The sequence below is a fragment of the Paraburkholderia sp. RL18-101-BIB-B genome (assembly GCF_046026985.1).
Taxonomy (GTDB): domain Bacteria; phylum Pseudomonadota; class Gammaproteobacteria; order Burkholderiales; family Burkholderiaceae; genus Paraburkholderia.
In genome coordinates this window covers 220,458-237,020 of record NZ_JARESV010000002.1, presented here as the reverse complement: position 1 = coordinate 237,020, position 16,563 = coordinate 220,458, and the positions used below count along the sequence as shown (strand labels likewise).

At 63.7% G+C, this 16,563-nt stretch carries 15 protein-coding genes; 14 read left to right on the top strand and 1 reads right to left on the bottom strand.

From position 1 onward, the window contains the following. Positions 1-219: 219 nt before the first annotated feature. From phaC to P0D73_RS03975, 12 genes are all read left to right on the top strand, one after another. The gene (phaC, locus tag P0D73_RS04030; RefSeq protein WP_408430250.1) at positions 220-2,049 is read left to right on the top strand and encodes a class I poly(R)-hydroxyalkanoic acid synthase; all 1,830 of its coding nucleotides are present in this window, start codon (positions 220-222) and stop codon (positions 2,047-2,049) included. Positions 2,050-2,186: 137 nt separating this feature from the next. After that, the gene (locus P0D73_RS04025; RefSeq protein ID WP_408175559.1) at positions 2,187-3,368 is read left to right on the top strand and encodes an acetyl-CoA C-acetyltransferase; all 1,182 of its coding nucleotides are present in this window, start codon (positions 2,187-2,189) and stop codon (positions 3,366-3,368) included. Positions 3,369-3,550: 182 nt separating this feature from the next. Continuing rightward, positions 3,551-4,291 carry a 3-ketoacyl-ACP reductase gene (locus P0D73_RS04020; RefSeq protein WP_408175557.1) on the top strand — a complete coding sequence of 247 codons (741 nt, stop codon included), beginning with the start codon at positions 3,551-3,553 and terminating at the stop codon, positions 4,289-4,291. 132 nt (positions 4,292-4,423) lie between these two features. Then, positions 4,424-5,053: a polyhydroxyalkanoate synthesis repressor PhaR gene (gene phaR / locus P0D73_RS04015; protein WP_132374758.1), complete on the top strand. Its 630-nt coding sequence runs from the start codon at positions 4,424-4,426 to the stop codon at positions 5,051-5,053. A 291-nt stretch (positions 5,054-5,344) separates the two neighbouring features. Then, the gene (locus P0D73_RS04010; protein ID WP_408429887.1) at positions 5,345-6,367 is read left to right on the top strand and encodes a tRNA dihydrouridine synthase; all 1,023 of its coding nucleotides are present in this window, start codon (positions 5,345-5,347) and stop codon (positions 6,365-6,367) included. A gap of 80 nt (positions 6,368-6,447) precedes the next feature. Beyond that, a complete protein-coding gene (gene rimO / locus P0D73_RS04005; protein ID WP_408429884.1) occupies positions 6,448-7,833 on the top strand; it encodes a 30S ribosomal protein S12 methylthiotransferase RimO in 1,386 nt (461 codons plus the stop codon). A 3-nt stretch (positions 7,834-7,836) separates the two neighbouring features. Then, complete coding sequence (locus P0D73_RS04000) at positions 7,837-8,787, top strand: sugar kinase (protein WP_408429881.1); 951 nt, start codon at positions 7,837-7,839, stop codon at positions 8,785-8,787. A 67-nt stretch (positions 8,788-8,854) separates the two neighbouring features. After that, on the top strand, positions 8,855-10,039 hold the full coding sequence (gene bktB, locus P0D73_RS03995) for a beta-ketothiolase BktB (RefSeq protein WP_408429878.1): 1,185 nt from the start codon (positions 8,855-8,857) through the stop codon (positions 10,037-10,039). 49 nt (positions 10,040-10,088) lie between these two features. After that, positions 10,089-10,733, top strand: a complete 645-nt coding sequence (locus tag P0D73_RS03990) for a hypothetical protein (RefSeq protein ID WP_408429875.1) — start codon at positions 10,089-10,091, stop codon at positions 10,731-10,733. Positions 10,734-10,872: 139 nt separating this feature from the next. Beyond that, a complete protein-coding gene (locus P0D73_RS03985; protein ID WP_408175549.1) occupies positions 10,873-12,057 on the top strand; it encodes a cystathionine beta-lyase in 1,185 nt (394 codons plus the stop codon). Between the two features lie 192 nt (positions 12,058-12,249). Beyond that, a complete protein-coding gene (locus P0D73_RS03980; protein ID WP_408429872.1) occupies positions 12,250-12,699 on the top strand; it encodes a hypothetical protein in 450 nt (149 codons plus the stop codon). A gap of 49 nt (positions 12,700-12,748) precedes the next feature. Then, a complete protein-coding gene (locus tag P0D73_RS03975; protein WP_408175545.1) occupies positions 12,749-12,880 on the top strand; it encodes a hypothetical protein in 132 nt (43 codons plus the stop codon). A gap of 52 nt (positions 12,881-12,932) precedes the next feature. Here the strand turns inward: P0D73_RS03975 and serB are convergent, their stop codons facing one another. Next, positions 12,933-13,772, bottom strand: a complete 840-nt coding sequence (gene serB, locus P0D73_RS03970; RefSeq protein ID WP_408429869.1) for a phosphoserine phosphatase SerB — start codon at positions 13,770-13,772, stop codon at positions 12,933-12,935. Positions 13,773-14,123: 351 nt separating this feature from the next. On the opposite strand from serB, the gene P0D73_RS03965 reads away from it, so the two are divergent. Both P0D73_RS03965 and ku read left to right on the top strand, forming a co-directional pair. Further along, a complete protein-coding gene (locus P0D73_RS03965) occupies positions 14,124-15,377 on the top strand; it encodes a cytochrome P450 (protein ID WP_408429866.1) in 1,254 nt (417 codons plus the stop codon). Positions 15,378-15,521: 144 nt separating this feature from the next. Continuing rightward, the gene (ku, locus tag P0D73_RS03960) at positions 15,522-16,532 is read left to right on the top strand and encodes a non-homologous end joining protein Ku (protein ID WP_408429863.1); all 1,011 of its coding nucleotides are present in this window, start codon (positions 15,522-15,524) and stop codon (positions 16,530-16,532) included. The last annotated feature ends 31 nt before the right edge of the window (positions 16,533-16,563 follow it).

Here is a 16,563-nt window from a genome sequence, read left to right as displayed (position 1 = left end):
AAGAATGTTCCTCACGGCTCCTCGTACAAGGGACAGGGCGTGACGAGGTCGCGAGCATTTGCTCACGTGCGCACGAACCTGCCTCTCAACCCGTCCGCAAGGACTTACCGGTCAAAAGCAGGTATGGCAGCTTCACATTCCTCAGCTTCCCCCAGCACGGACTCCTCGACGGAGCACACGCAGCAGGCCGGTACGAGCGGTGCAACACCGGCCGCAGGCATGCAGCAGTTTCTCGACGCCTGGATGAACGCATGGCGTTCGCTCGGCACATCGCCTGGCGGTAGCGGCATGCCTTTCGCGATGCCTCAGATGCCGCTGCAAATGCCTCAAATGAGTCTGCCGCAGGGTTTCCCTCAGATGCCGTCGTTTCCCGGCATGCCGGACTTCAGCAAACTGGCGGCGGGATCGATGCCCGGCATGCCGTCCTTCGCCGGTCTGAGCATACCGAGCGCGGCCATTCCCTCCGGGCGTCTACAGAAACTGCAGGCTGACTATTCGCGCGAGGCAATGGATCTGATCCAGCAAGCCACCACGTCCGCGACTCAGGCGCCCCAACTCAAAGACCGCCGCTTCAGCTCCGACGCATGGAGTTCGGCGCCGGCCTATGCATTCACCGCCGCGTGGTATCTGTTGAACGCGCGCTATCTGCAGGAAATGGTCGACGCGCTCGACACGGAACCCAAGGTTCGCGAGCGCATCCGTTTCGCTGTCCAGCAGTGGACCGCGGCGGCCTCGCCGAGCAACTTCTTCGCGTTGAATCCGGAAGCCCAAAAGACCTTGCTGGACAGCAAGGGCGAGAGCCTGCGCCAGGGTGTGATGAACCTGCTCGGCGACTTGCAGCGCGGCAAGATCTCGCAGACCGACGAATCGGGTTTCGTGGTCGGTGAAAATCTCGCGAACACCGAAGGCTCGGTCGTGTTCGAAAACGACCTGATGCAGGTGATCCAGTACAAGCCGCGCACGGCGACCGTGCGCGAGCGGCCGCTTCTCATCGTGCCGCCTTGCATCAACAAGTTCTACATTCTCGATCTGCAGCCGGAGAATTCGCTGGTCGCTCACGGGCTCGATTCGGGGCACCAGGTGTTCCTGATTTCGTGGCGCAATGCCGATCAATCGATCGCGCATAAAACGTGGGACGACTACATCGGCGAGGGCGTGCTCACCGCCATCGATACGGTGAGCAAGATCAGTGGGCGCGAGCAGATCAATACGCTTGGCTTCTGCGTCGGCGGCACGATGCTCGCCGCGGCGCTGGCGGTGGCCGCCGCGCGCGGCGAACATCCGGCCGCCTCCATGACGCTGCTTACCGCCATGCTCGATTTTTCGGACACGGGCGTGCTCGACGTGTTCGTCGACGAGGCGCACGTGCAGATGCGCGAGCAGACCATCGGCGGCAAGAACGGTACGCCGCCGGGGCTGATGCGCGGCATCGAGTTCGCCAACACGTTCTCGTTCCTGCGCCCGAACGATCTGGTGTGGAACTACGTCGTCGACAATTACCTCAAAGGGCGCACGCCGGTGCCGTTCGACCTGCTGTACTGGAACAGCGACTCGACCAGCCTGCCGGGCCCGATGTACGTCTGGTATCTGCGCAACACGTATCTCGAGAATCGTCTGCGCGAGCCGGGTGCATTGACCACGTGCGGCGAGCCGATCGATCTCTCGAAGATCGATGTGCCCACCTTCATCTACGGTTCACGCGAAGACCATATCGTGCCGTGGCAAACGGCGTACGCGTCGGTGCCGCTCCTCAACGGGCCGTTGAAGTTCGTGCTCGGCGCCTCCGGTCACATCGCCGGTGTGATCAATCCGCCGGCGAAGAAAAAGCGCAATTTCTGGATGCTGGACGGCGACGTCAAGACGCTGCCGGAGAACCCGGAAGAATGGCTCGATCAGGCTACCGAAGTCCCTGGCAGCTGGTGGCCCGAATGGACCACCTGGCTCGATCAGTACGGTGGCAAGAAGGTGAAGCCGCGCGCCACGGCCGGCTCGGCTGACTTCCCGGTGATCGAACCGGCGCCGGGGCGTTATGTGCGGCAACGAGAGTAGGTTCGAGCGCGCTTTCATGGCGCGGTTGTTTGCGGTGTGAATGAGCGTCTGATTGAGTTAGGGCGTGATTAAGAGCAACGAGATTTTTAACTTGACGGGCAGCGGCGCATGCGGCCGACCGCCCGGAGGATATGGAAATGACTGATGTTGTGATCGTATCGGCCGCCCGTACGGCAGTAGGCAAATTCGGTGGGTCGCTGGCGAAGATCGCCGCGCCCGAACTCGGCGCCACGGTGATTCGCGCCGTACTCGAGCGGGCTGGCTTGAAGCCCGAGCAGGTGAGCGAAGTGATCCTGGGTCAGGTGCTGACGGCAGGGTCGGGCCAGAATCCGGCGCGTCAGTCGCTGATCAAGGCGGGCTTGCCCGCGGCTGTGCCCGGCATGACGATCAACGTGGTGTGCGGCTCGGGTCTGAAGGCCGTGATGCTCGCGGCCAACGCCATCATCGCGGGTGACGCGGATATCGTGGTGGCCGGCGGTCAGGAGAACATGAGCGCGGCGCCGCACGTGCTGCCGGGCTCGCGCGACGGGTTCCGCATGGGCGACGCAAAGCTGATCGACTCGATGATCGTCGACGGCCTGTGGGACGTCTACAACCAGTACCACATGGGCGTGACGGCGGAGAACGTCGCCAAGGAATACGGCATCACGCGCGAGCAGCAGGACGCGTTCGCTGCGTTGTCGCAGAACAAGGCGGAAGCCGCGCAAAAGTCGGGCCGTTTCGACGACGAAATCGTGCCCGTCGAAATTCCGCAGCGCAAGGGCGAACCGCTACGTTTTGCCACCGACGAGTTCGTGCGTCATGGCGTGACGGCCGAAGCGTTGGCGGGCCTGAAGCCGGCGTTCTCGAAGGAAGGCTCGGTGACGGCGGCCAATGCGTCGGGTCTGAACGACGGCGCGGCGGCGGTGCTGGTGATGTCGGCGAAGAAGGCCGAAGCGCTCGGCCTCAAGCCGCTCGCGCGCATCAAGGCGTACGCCACTTCGGGTCTGGATCCGAAGGTGATGGGCATGGGCCCGGTGCCGGCCTCGCGCCGCTGTCTCGAACGCGCGGGCTGGACGCCGGCCGATCTGGACCTGATGGAAATCAACGAAGCGTTTGCCGCACAGGCGTGCGCCGTGAATCAGCAGATGGGCTGGGACACGTCGAAGATCAACGTGAACGGTGGCGCAATTGCAATCGGTCACCCGATCGGCGCATCCGGCTGCCGGATTCTCGTCACGCTGCTGCACGAAATGCAGAAGCGCGATGCGAAGAAGGGTCTGGCGTCGCTGTGTATCGGCGGTGGCATGGGTGTGGCGCTGGCGCTCGAGCGCGCCTGAGCAAGGGCGCGTGGCGGGCGCCGCGGGCGTCGGCCACGCGTCCAACGGAACGTTGTCGCGCGCTGTGGCGCGCGGTCAGCGGAGGCCTCGTCAGCCGGTCGCCCGGCGGCAGCGGAGATGAAGCACAGGCGAGGGAAGAGGCAGCCAGTCGGCGCCTCGAAAACGATAACGGAGTGTAGTTTATGACACAGCGAATTGCGTACGTAACGGGCGGGATGGGTGGCATCGGCACGAGCATTTGCCAGCGGCTGCACAAAGAGGGCTTCAGGGTCGTCGCGGGCTGCGGCCCGAACTCGCCGCGCCGCGTGAAGTGGCTCGAAGAGCAAAAGGCCCTGGGCTTCGATTTCGTCGCGTCAGAAGGCAATGTCGGCGATTGGGAATCGACCAAGACCGCGTTCGACAAGGTCAAGGCCGAAGTCGGCGAGATCGACGTGCTGGTGAACAATGCCGGCATTACGCGCGACGTCGTGTTCCGCAAGATGACGCACGAAGACTGGACGGCGGTGATCGACACCAACCTGACCAGCCTCTTCAACGTCACCAAGCAGGTGATCGACGGCATGGTCGAGCGTGGCTTTGGCCGCATCATCAACATTTCGTCGGTGAACGGCCAGAAGGGCCAGTTCGGCCAGACCAACTACTCGACCGCGAAGGCCGGCATTCACGGCTTCACGATGTCGCTGGCGCAGGAAGTGGCCACCAAGGGCGTGACGGTCAACACCGTGTCGCCGGGCTACATCGGCACCGATATGGTCAAGTCGATCCGCCCCGACGTGCTGGAAAAGATCGTCGCGACGATTCCGGTGCGCCGTCTCGGCCAGCCGGACGAAATCGGCTCGATCGTGGCATGGCTGGCATCGGATGAATCGGGTTTCTCCACGGGCGCTGATTTTTCGCTGAATGGCGGTTTGCATATGGGCTGAGTCAGCGGCGCGCCGCTCACAAGGCAGCGCGCTTCGGCTCAGATGGTTCGGCGGCGTCTCGACTGCGCAATAGCCCGATTGCGCAGCCGCATGACGCCGTTTCCGCGCTCAACTTGCGCTCAAAGGCGTTACATGACCACTACTACAAAGAAAACAGCCGAACGACTGATCAAGAAATATCCGAATCGTCGGCTCTACGATACCGAGACAAGCACGTACATCACGCTGACGGACGTCAAACAGCTCGTGTTGGATCAGGAGGATTTCAAGGTCATCGATGCGAAGAGCAACGAGGATCTGACGCGCGCCATCCTGTTGCAGATCATTCTCGAGGAGGAGAGCGGCGGCTTGCCGATGTTCTCGTCGTCGATGCTCTCGCAGATCATCCGTTTCTACGGTCATGCCATGCAGGGCATGATGGGCACGTACTTGGAAAAGAACATCCAGGCCTTCATCGACATTCAGGCGAAGCTCGCCGACCAGTCGAAGAATCTGTACGAAGGCAAGGCCATGAACCCCGAGGTCTGGTCGCAGTTCATGAACATGCAGGCGCCGATGATGCAGGGCATGATGACCAGCTATATCGAGCAGTCGAAGAACATGTTCGTGCAGATGCAGGAGCAGATGCAGAACCAGGCGAAGTCGATGTTCGCCACGTTCCCGTTTACACCGGGTGGTGCGGTCAACGCGGCCAATCCCGGGAATGCGCCGGCCAATCCGCAAAGTAATCCGGAAGTCAATCCGGAGCCGGAGAAGAAGTAAGGGCGGCAAGGGCGTTCGGGCGAGCGGGGTTTCCCGGCGTTGGGCGCCGCCGGGGCACGGCCCCGGAGCCCTGACGCGTCGGCAGCTCAGCCTTTGCGTTGGGGCCAGGTGGCTCGGCGGCGGCCGGTTGGTGCCGACGCGGTACAATCGCCACCTGCGTGTGTGGGGCATTTTCCTCGGAGAGGGCGCTCTGGCCGCCAACTCCAACCCCATTCCGACGGCCGATCGCATGTTTCATGGATGTCCCACCTATCCTCAGGGAAAGCGCCACCTCTCGGCGCCCATTCCTGCATGAGCCGGCTCTATCTCGCGCCGATGGAAGGCCTCGCGGACTACGTATTGCGCGACGTGCTGACCGGCATCGGCGGATTCGACGGATGCGTGTCCGAGTTCGTCCGCGTGACGGGCTCCCTGCTTCCGAGCCGCGTCTACGAGCGCGAAGCGCCCGAAGTGCTCGATGGAGCCCACACTCCCAGCGGCACGCCGATGGTGATCCAACTGCTCGGCAGCGATCCCGAATGGATGGCCCTGAATGCCGCCCACGCGGCCACCTTGTCGCCACATGGAATCGACCTGAACTTCGGATGTCCCGCCAAGGTCGTGAATCAGCACGGCGGCGGAGCCATGCTGCTGGCCGACCCTGAACAACTCAACCGTATCGTGTCCGCCGTTCGCGCCGCTGTGCCTGTCGGCATCGCCGTGACGGCAAAAATGCGCCTCGGCGTGTCCGACACCTCGCTGGCGATCGATTGCGCCACGGCGCTGGCGGAAGGCGGCGCGGCCTCGCTCGTCGTGCATGCAAGAACGCGCGATCACGGCTACCGGCCGCCCGCGCATTGGGAGTGGATCGCGCGTATCGATGCCGCCGTGGACGTGCCTGTCGTCGCGAATGGAGAAGTCTGGACGGTGGCCGACTGGGAGCGCTGCCGCGCGGTCAGCGGTTGCGCGGACGTGATGATCGGGCGCGGCGCCGTATCGGACCCTTTCCTGGCGCTGAGGATACGCGGACTGATGGACCGCTCCCCATCCGCCGGGGAATGGCAGCACGTGCTTGGCCACATCGCCGATTATCTGCGGAAATTGCAGGCCCGTGTCGGCTCCCGGCACGAGCACGGACGCGTCAAAAAGTGGCTCAGCTACCTGCAGCGCACCTGGTCGCAGGCGGCCGAGCTGCATGCGGCGATCCGCAGAGTGCATGATTCGCACGAAATCCTGCAAGTGATCGAACGCGCTTTGAGCGTCGGTCAATTAATGGCGACACATCAATCCGCTCGCGTCGGCCGACTCGACCCGGCGGACGCCGCAGTCGTTTGAGGGCGAATATTCAAAGACTTACGAGCGGCAGCCTTGGCGAACCGCTACAATTCAGGGTTTAACGTCTTCAAGCGGTCCCCATGTCTGCCACTCTCCCGATTGCCCCGACTGCCACGCCGAAGGTCGGCTTTGTGTCGCTCGGCTGCCCGAAAGCCCTGGTCGATTCCGAGCAGATCATCACCCAACTGCGCGCCGAAGGTTACGAGATTTCCGGCACGTACGACGGCGCGGACCTCGTGGTCGTCAACACCTGCGGCTTCATCGACGAAGCAGTGCAGGAAAGTCTCGACGCGATCGGCGAAGCGCTCAACGAAAATGGCAAGGTGATCGTGACCGGGTGTCTCGGCGCCAAGAAGAGCGCGAGCGGCTCGGGGCTGATCGAAGAAGTGCATCCGAAGGTGCTGGCCGTGACCGGCCCGCACGCGCTGGGCGAAGTGATGCAGCATGTGCATACCCATCTGCCGAAGCCGCACGATCCGTTCGTCGACCTGGTGCCGGCTGCGGGCGTGAAGCTCACGCCGCGTCATTACGCGTACCTGAAGATTTCCGAAGGCTGCAATCACCGCTGCACGTTCTGCATCATCCCGTCCATGCGCGGCGACCTCGTGTCGCGTCCCGTCGCCGACGTGATGCTCGAAGCGGAGAATCTCTTCAAGTCGGGCGTGAAGGAACTGCTGGTGATTTCGCAGGACACGAGCGCCTATGGCGTCGACGTCAAATACCGCACGGGTTTCTGGAACGGCAAGCCGATCAAGACGCGCATGACCGATCTGGTCGGCGCGCTCGGCGAACTCGCCGCGCAATACGGCGCGTGGGTGCGTCTGCATTACGTGTATCCGTATCCGAGCGTCGACGAAGTCATTCCGATGATGGCCGAAGGTCCGTACAAAGGCCACGTGCTGCCGTATCTCGACGTGCCGTTCCAGCACGCGCATCCGGAAGTGTTGAAGCGCATGAAGCGCCCGGCCAACGCCGAGAAGGTGATGGAGCGCGTGAAGAAATGGCGCGAGATGTGCCCGGATCTGACTATTCGCAGCACGTTCATCGCCGGCTTCCCCGGTGAGACCGAAGAGCAGTTCCAGACGCTGCTCGATTTCATCCGCGAGGCGGAACTGGATCGCGTCGGCTGCTTTGCCTATTCGCCGGTCGAAGGCGCGACGGCCAACGAACTCGACGGCGCATTGCCCGACGAAGTGCGCGAAGAGCGCCGCGCGCGTTTCATGGAAGTCGCCGAAGAAGTATCGGCCAAGCGTATCGCGAAGAAGGTCGGCAAGACGCTGAAGGTGCTGGTCGACGAGATCAACGCGGACGGCGGCATCGGCCGCACCGCGGCTGACGCGCCGGAGATCGACGGCGTCGTGTATATCGCGCCGGCCGTCAAGGCGTCCAAACGCTACAAGGTCGGGGATTTCGTGTCGGTGAAGATCACCGGCGCCGACGGTCACGACCTGTGGGGCGAGGTTTAATCGATGACGGTGAGCACGGCCGCAGTGCCGCAAGCCCGGCACCCCGAGATCCTCGCGCTCGGCGAGGCGATGATCGAATTCAACCAGTCGGCGAAAGACCAGCCGAACTATCTGCAAGGCTTCGGCGGCGATACCTCGAACTTCTGTATCGCGGCCGCACGTCAAGGCGCGCAGACTGGTTTCGTGTCCGCGGTCGGCGCGGATCACTTCGGGCGTTTGCTGGTCGATCTGTGGGAACGTGAACAGGTGGACACGTCGCTGGTGCGCGTCGATCCGCAGGCGCCCACTGGCGTCTATTTCGTGTCGCACGGTCCGAATGGCCACGCGTTCGACTATCTGCGCGCCGGCTCGGCCGCGAGCCGCTATGCGCCGCACGATCTGCCGCTTGATGCGATCGCCGCGGCCAAGGTGATTCATCTGTCCGGCATCAGCCTCGCGATCAGCCTGAGCGCTTGCGATGCGGCGCTGGAAGCGATCGCGCATGCGCGCGCCAACGGCGTTCGCGTGAGCTTCGACACCAATCTGCGTCTGAAGCTGTGGCCACTCGCGCGGGCGCGCGCGGTGATGCTCGAAGCCATCCGCCAGACGGACATCTGCCTGCCAAGCTGGGACGACGTCACCGACCTCACCGGCTTGACTGGCCGTGATGAGATTGTCGATTTCCTGCTGTCGCACGGTCCGAGCGTCGTTGCGCTGAAGCTCGGCAAAGAGGGCTCGTATATCGCGACACCGAACGAGCGGCGCGTCGTGCCGGGCCACGTCGTCAATGCCGTCGATGCAACTGGCGCGGGCGACTGCTTCGGTGGCGCGTTCATCGCGCGCATCGTCGCGGGTGACGATCCATTCGCAGCGGCGCGTTATGCGAACGTCGCCGCGGCGCTGTCCACGCAAGGTTACGGCGCAGTGGCGCCGATTCCGTCGCGCGCGACAGTCGAACAACTTCTGGCGGACTGAACATGCGCGCTATGGAGCGCGGCCCGCCGAGGCAAGATCATCTTAGAGACTGGAAGAGGAGCGAGCGATGCAACGGGACGTAGTAGTGGTAAGCGGTGTGCGTACGGCAATCGGCGGTTTCGGCGGCAGTCTGAAGGATTTTTCGCCGACTGATCTCGGCGCACGCGTCGTGCGTGAAGTGCTCGCGCGCGCCAACGTATCGGGCGACGAAATCGGCCACGTGGTGTTCGGCAACGTCGTGCATACCGAACCGAAAGACATGTACCTGGCGCGTGTGGCCGCGATCAACGGCGGCGTCGCGCAACATGCGCCGGCGTTGACCGTGAACCGTTTGTGCGGCTCCGGCCTGCAGGCCATCGTTTCGGCCGCACAAAGCGTGCTGCTCGGCGACGCCGATATCGCGATCGGCGGCGGCGCGGAAAACATGAGCCGCGCGCCTTTCTCCATGCCGGCCGCGCGCTTTGGTCAGCGCATGGGCGACGCGCGCCTCGTCGACATGATGGTCGGCGCGCTGAACGACCCGTTCCAGTCGATCCATATGGGCGTGACCGCCGAGAACGTCGCGCGCAAATACGACATCTCGCGCGAAACGCAGGACGCGCTCGCCCTCGAATCGCATCGCCGCGCGGCCAACGCGATCACGAGCGGCTACTTCAAGCAACAGATCCTGCCGATCACGATCCCGTCGAAGAAAGGCGACGTCGTATTCGACACGGACGAGCACGCGCGCATGAACGCATCGGCGGAAGACTTCTCGAAGCTCAAGCCGGTGTTCGCGAAGGAAAACGGCACGGTTACAGCCGGCAACGCGTCGGGCATCAACGACGCCGCCGCGGCCGTCGTGCTGATGGAGCGCGGCGTCGCCGAACAGCGCGGCATCAAGCCGCTGGCGCGGCTGGTGTCTTACGCGCATGCCGGCGTCGATCCCGCGTATATGGGCATCGGCCCGGTCCCAGCCACGCGCAAGGCGCTCGAACGCGCCGGGCTGACCGTTGCCGACCTCGACGTGATCGAGGCCAACGAAGCGTTCGCCGCGCAAGCCTGCGCGGTCAGCAAGGAACTGGGCTTCGATCCGGCCAAGGTCAATCCGAACGGCTCGGGCATTTCGCTCGGCCATCCGATCGGCGCGACCGGCGCGCTCATCACCGTCAAGGCGCTGTACGAACTGCAACGGATCGGCGGGCGTTATGCGCTGGTCACGATGTGTATCGGCGGCGGGCAAGGCATCGCGGCGATCTTCGAACGGATCTGATGCGCGGCATGTCAGTAGCAAGCGGTATCGAGCAATGAGGAAGGAAGGGATGCGGGAATTGAAAGCGATGAAGGGTGCGGTGCGCCGGCGCGGCTGGGTAGTGACGAACGTCGCCGCATTGCTGTGTGCCGGCGCAGCGGCAATGCTGCCCGCGCAGGCATGGGCGGAAAGCGACGCGGTGAAGGAGTTGGCGGCGCCCCCGCCGATCCAGTTGCCGCTCAAGCCAAGCCCTGAATTCGCGAAGTTCCCGCGCTACGCCGGTATGCTGGGGTCGCGCCAGATCGTGCTGAAGCTCGGCCCGAAAAGCGACGACCCATCCGGCGTCCACGGCGAGTATCAGTTCACGGATACCGGCGCGGTGATCCTGATCGCGGGCGACCGCGACGGCGACACGCTCGAAGCCGAGGAATCGAACGACGGCACGCATATCACCGGCAACTGGGTCGGCAAGTTCGCGGCGGACGGCTCGGTGGCGGGCGACCGCATGAACGTCGACGATTCCGACCCGCAGCCGTTCGACCTGAAACCGCTGGCAGCGGGGCAGGCGGTGCCGCCTGCCGGCGCGCCGGCGAGCGCCGCGAACAAGGCTGCGCCGCAGCCTTCCGCGGGCGCTGCCACGGTGCCGGCTTCAAGCGCCGCCGCTACCGGCGGCCACGCCGTGGGCGGCGTCAGCAACTTGCAAACCGGCGAGTGAACCCGCAGCCGCGCGGCGCCCGACAACTCGCGCGTTGTCTCTCAAGCGAAATCCCGCCGGCTCGTCTACTCTTGCGTGTGCGGCGCGCGCCCTGAAACCGCGTGCCTCCGTTTCCGTCTGCTTCTCAACGAAACTCACCATGACCCAATCCAAACTCCAACGCGGTCTGCAAACCCGCATCGTGCGTGCCGAGGACCAGCTCACGCCGGGCTTCGAGTCGTTCTCGATGCCGGTCACGCGGGCATCGACGGTCGTGTTCCCCGATCTCGCGACCATGCGCGCGCTCGACTGGAAAAACGACGCGCAATGGCGCTACGGGCTGCATGCCACGCCGACTTCGCTCGCGCTGGCGCAACGCCTTGCCACCATCGAAGGCGGCAACCACGCGTTGCTGCAGCCGTCGGGGCTGTCGTCGATTTCGAACGTGTATTTCGGCCTCGTCAAAGCCGGCGACGACGTGCTGATTCCCGATAACGTCTACTCGCCGAACCGCGATCACGGCGACTGGCTGGCGCGCGATTTCGGCATCACCGTGCGCTACTACGATCCGATGATCGGCGCGGGCATCGCCGATCTGATCCAGCCGAACACGCGCCTGATCTGGCTCGAAGCACCCGGCTCGGTGACGATGGAAGTGGCCGACGTGCCCGCCATCACCGCGGCGGCGCGCGCGCGCAACGTCGTCACGGCGATCGACAACACGTGGTCGGCGGGGCTGGGTTTCCGGCCGTTCGATCACGGCGTCGATATCTCGGTGCAGGCGCTCACCAAGTATCAATCGGGCGGCGGCGACGTGCTGATGGGCGCGACCATCACCGTCGATCGCGAGCTGCATCTGAAGCTGAAAGCGGCGCGCATGCGCATGGGCATCGGCGTCTCATCGGATGACTGCTCGCTGATTCTGCGCAGCCTGCCGACCATGCAATTGCGCTTCGAGCAGCATGATCGCGCGGCGCTCGGCTTGGCGAAATGGCTGAAGACGCGGCCGGAAATTTCAGCGGTGTTGCACCCGGCGCTATCCGATTGTCCGGGCCACGAGTTTTACAAACGCGACTTCACGGGCGCGGGCGGGCTCTTTTCGGTCGTGTTCGACGGCCGCTACAGCCCGGCGCAAATCGACACGTTCTGCGAGTCGCTCGAACTGTTCTCGCTCGGCTGGAGCTGGGGCGGGGCGCACAGCCTCGTGATGCCGTACAACGTCGCGTCGATGCGCACGGCGGGGCAGTGGCCGCATCGCGGGACGTTGGTGCGGTTCTATATCGGGCTCGAAGCCGAGGCGGACTTGCGTGCGGATATGGAGCAGTCTCTGGCGACACTGGGTTAAACGTCCGAGCGACGTTTTTCCGTAGGACAAGCAGGCCCATCGGGACGTGTTCCCGGTGGGCTTTTTTCTTGTCAACAGTGTGTGTCAAGGTAGCCAGTAAGCCTAACCATTCGGCTGAATGTTCAGCGTGAAATCTCGACGCTACGATGGCTTGCATCCCGACTAACGGTTGCCGCACTATGGTGAGCTTCGATGAATTTCTTCTTCTGGATGTTGCTGAATCTCGGCGTGCCGATCATCGGCCCGATCTTTACGCTTGCGCTTGTCGCACCCGCGCACGGTTGGCGCGTCGCGAAGACATTGATCGCCGGACCCGTGAAAGACGGCCAACTGTTCTGGTGTGCGATCGGGCTGTTTGCGTCGGCGCTTTATGAGGTGGTGACGGCGCTGGAGCGGGGCCGTGGCGAGGCGTCGGTTCTGGCGTACTGTGCGGTTGGGCTGTGTGTGATGGCATTTGCCCGTTCCGGCCTCGTGATGTCGGCGCTGGTCAATCCACATTCCGGACGGGCAAGGGCGACGGCGGCGCAGCGGAACAGATCACTTGCAAATGGAAGCTTTTCGCCAACGGAAATAGCCCTGTCAATTTTCTTCACGCTCGCTGCCGCAGCTTTCTTTGCATTCCTACATGTACTGCTGATTTAGATTTTTCAGATAGTGCAGCATTTATACTGGTCCTCTCAAGGAGGCAATCATGAAAAAATTCTCGTTGTGGCTAGTCTCAGAGGAAATCTACCCACGCTTTTTGATGTGGACCGCGATCATCGTGAGCCTTGATGCGATCAGCATGATCGTGGTACTCACAACGGACATTCTGAAAAAATAGAGCCACTGCCAGCGCTGGCCGTCATTGCATCTGCCAGCGCATCGAACCAATGTCAGAACAGGCGCAGCAGCCCGTCCAGCCCGACATGGTTGAACGCCACGCTGGCCGCTTCGCGCACCACCGGCTTCGCACGGAACGCAACGGAGAGCCCGGCCTCGGCCATCATCTTCAGATCGTTCGAGCCATCGCCCATGGCGATCGCCCGGCTCGGTTCAATGCCCAATTGCGCGCATGTTTCGCGCAGTGTGTGTGCTTTGACATCGGCATTGACGATCTCACCGATTACCTTGCCGGTCAGCTTGCCGTCCACGATTTCAAGCGTATTCGCGCGCGTGAAATCCAGGCCGAGACGTGCCTTCAGCTTTTCGGTGAAGAAGTTGAATCCGCCCGACACGAGCAGCGTTTTCAACCCAGCGGCCTTCGCACCAGCCAGCATCTGCTCGGCGCCCGGTGAGAGTTGCAGCCGCTCTTCGTACACACGTTCGAGCGCGCTTGCGTCGAGGCCTTCGAGCAGCGCCACGCGACGCGTCAGGCTTTCGTTGAAGTCCTTGATTTCGCCGCGCATCGAGGCCTCGGTGATCGCGGCCACTTCCGCTTTCAGCCCGCAGAAGTCGGCGATCTCGTCGATACATTCGATCGTAATCAGCGTCGAATCCATGTCCATCGCGACCAGCCCGAAGTCGCGCAACTGGCGGCCAGCTTCGACGAACGCATAGTCCAGTTGATGGGTGCCGCAATACACGTCGAGGTCGGCGCGCTGGGCGACATTTGCATCGGCGATGCGAATCGCGTTCGCGTCGATGACGCTGGCGTGCGAACCGCGCGCGAGCGCGACGAGCGCTTTGTGATGATCGGCGGAAAGGGGCGCGGAGCTTTGAATGACGAGGTTCATGGACGACGACGCAGTAACGCGGAAAAGGACGGACGCGCGGCGCGCGCGGAAAATCCCGCTATTGTAACGGTTCGCCAGTTGGCCACGCCTCTTGCGATCGGCATGGAGCGCTGAGCCGCACCTGTTGCAATCCGCTTGGGACGTTGCGTCGCGCTGCACCTCTTGCAATCCACCGGGCACGCCGAGCCGTGCAAACCTGCGGCGCGCGGTCCATACTGGCGCTTCGAACAAACAACGCCTCGCAGCCAGTAAGTGCACCGGCCGGCGGCCGCGCCACCACACGTGGTGCGCAACGTCGCTATGCACTCACACCGGCACCCATGACGAGGCGGATCACTACGGAGACAACGCATGCCCCCGGCGACCGCCAGCGACGCATCCACTCTTGCGCGCGACTTCGATCTGCGCCACCTCAATCCCGCTTTCTATGCCGATCCGTATCCGGTCTACCACGCGCTGCGCGCTCACGAGCCGGTCAAGCGCATGCCGGACGGTTCGCTGTTTCTGACGCGATTTCGCGACGTGCAGGCGGTCTATCGCGACCCGAAAACCTTCAGCTCCGACAAGACCGTCGAATTCAAGCCGAAGTACGGCGACTCGCCGCTCTACGCGCATCACACGACGAGTCTCGTCTTCAACGACCCGCCACGCCATACGCGAGTGCGCAAGCTGATCGCCGGGGCGCTGACGGCGCGCGCCATCGCGGCCATGGAGCCGGGACTGGTGCGCCTCGTCGACGGCTTGCTCGATGCCGCCGCCGAACGCGGCCGGATCGATCTGATCGGCGAGTTCGCGTCGGCGATTCCGGTCGAGATCATCGGTAATCTGCTGGATGTGCCGCACGCGGAACGCGAGCCGCTGCGTGACTGGTCGCTCGCGATTCTCGGCGCGCTCGAGCCGTCGCTCACCGAGGCGCAGCTCGAACGCGGCAATCGCGCGGTGAGCGAATTCGTCGACTATTTGCGCGGTCTGGTCGCGCGACGCCGGCGCGAGCCGGGCGACCCGCAGCATGACGTGCTGACGCGTCTGATTCAGGGCGAAGAGGGCGGCGAGCAATTGTCCGAAGCGGAGTTGCTGCAAAACTGCATTTTCATTCTGAACGCCGGTCATGAGACGACCACCAATCTGATCGGCAACGGTCTCGTCACGCTGGCGCAATGGCCCGAGCAGCGCGCGTCGCTGCTGCGCGAGCCGTCGTTGATCGGATCGGCGGTGGAGGAGTGTCTGCGTTTCGAGAGTTCGAATCAGCTGGGCAACCGCATGGCGACCGTCGACACCGAGATCGGCGGTGTCGCGGTGGCGCGCGGCACGCCGGTCACGCTGTGCATCGGCGCGGCCAATCGCGACCCGGAGCAGTTCGCGGATCCGGACCGCTTCGACATTCGCCGCGATCCGAACCGGCACCTTGCATTCGGTTTTGGCATCCACCAGTGCGCCGGGTTGTCGCTCGCGCGGCTCGAGGCACGCATCGCGATCGGCCGTTTCGTCGAGCGCTTTCCGGCCTATCGCCTGGATGGCGAGCCCACGCGCGGCGGGCGCGTGCGGTTTCGCGGCTTCGCCGCGGTGCCGCTCGAACTCGAACCGGCGGGATCCCAAACGACGTAGCGCACGGCGTAGCTTTTGCAGGCCTGACGCAAGACTTACAGCCTGTGTATGAGGCCGTCAAATGGCGGCGCGCGCCGGCTATGGCTAACAAGCGGTGGCACGCTTGCTGCTTGACGTCAGGTCTTAGGCCTAGGGGAGCGCACGATGGCACACATGATCTGGAAGGGCGCAATCAGCTTCGGCCTCGTCCACGTACCGGTGCAGTTGTATCCGGCGACGCAGTCGGAGAAAGTCGGCTTCAATCTGCTGGATAAGCGCACGATCGATCCGATCGGCTACAAGCAGATCAACAAGCGCACCGGCAAGGATGTGACGCGCGAGAACATCGTGCGCGGCTTCGAGTACGAGAAGGACAAGTACGTCGTGCTCTCGGACGACGAGATCCGCTCGGCGAACCCCGAGTCGACGCAAACGGTCGATATTCTCGCGTTCGTCGACGCCCCCGACATCTCGTTTCTCTATCTCGACACGCCTTATTTCCTCACGCCCGACCGCAAGGGTGAAAAGGTCTACGCGTTGCTGCGCGAAGCCATGAAGGCGTCGGGCAAGATCGGCGTGGCGAGCGTCGTGCTGCACAACAAGCAGCATTTGGCGGCGCTGATTCCGGTCGGTCCGGTGCTAGCCTTGAACACGCTGCGCTGGGCCGCGGAGGTGCGCGATTTCGACGATTTCAAGCTGCCGGCCGACGGTGTCAAAGCCGCAGGCGTGTCCGCGCGCGAGCTCGACATGGCGAAGAAGCTGATCGACGACATGAGCGACAAGTGGGATCCGTCGCAGTATCACGATACCTTCCGCGACGACATCATGGCGCTGGTCGATCGCAAGATTCGCGCGGGCAAGACCGAGGAAATCACCGAAGTCGAAGCGCCGCACGAGTCGCGTCAATCCGCCGACATTCTCGATCTGTCCGACTTGCTCAAGCGCAGCCTTGGACGCGGCAAGAGCAAGCCGGCGGCGGGCGGCCGCAAGCGCGCCGCGGACGAGGACGGCGATGAGGACGACTCTGATGCCGAAGCAGAGGCTCCGGCCCGCAAGAAACCGCGCACGACGCGCACGGCAAGCAAGACCACCACCCGCGGCAGCGGCACCGGCGGTCGCGCAGCTGCCAAGGCGGCAGCCACGCCAGCGGCCCGCAAACGTCGGGCAGCGGCCTGATCGTCAACGTCGCGCTGAGCCACTCACGACG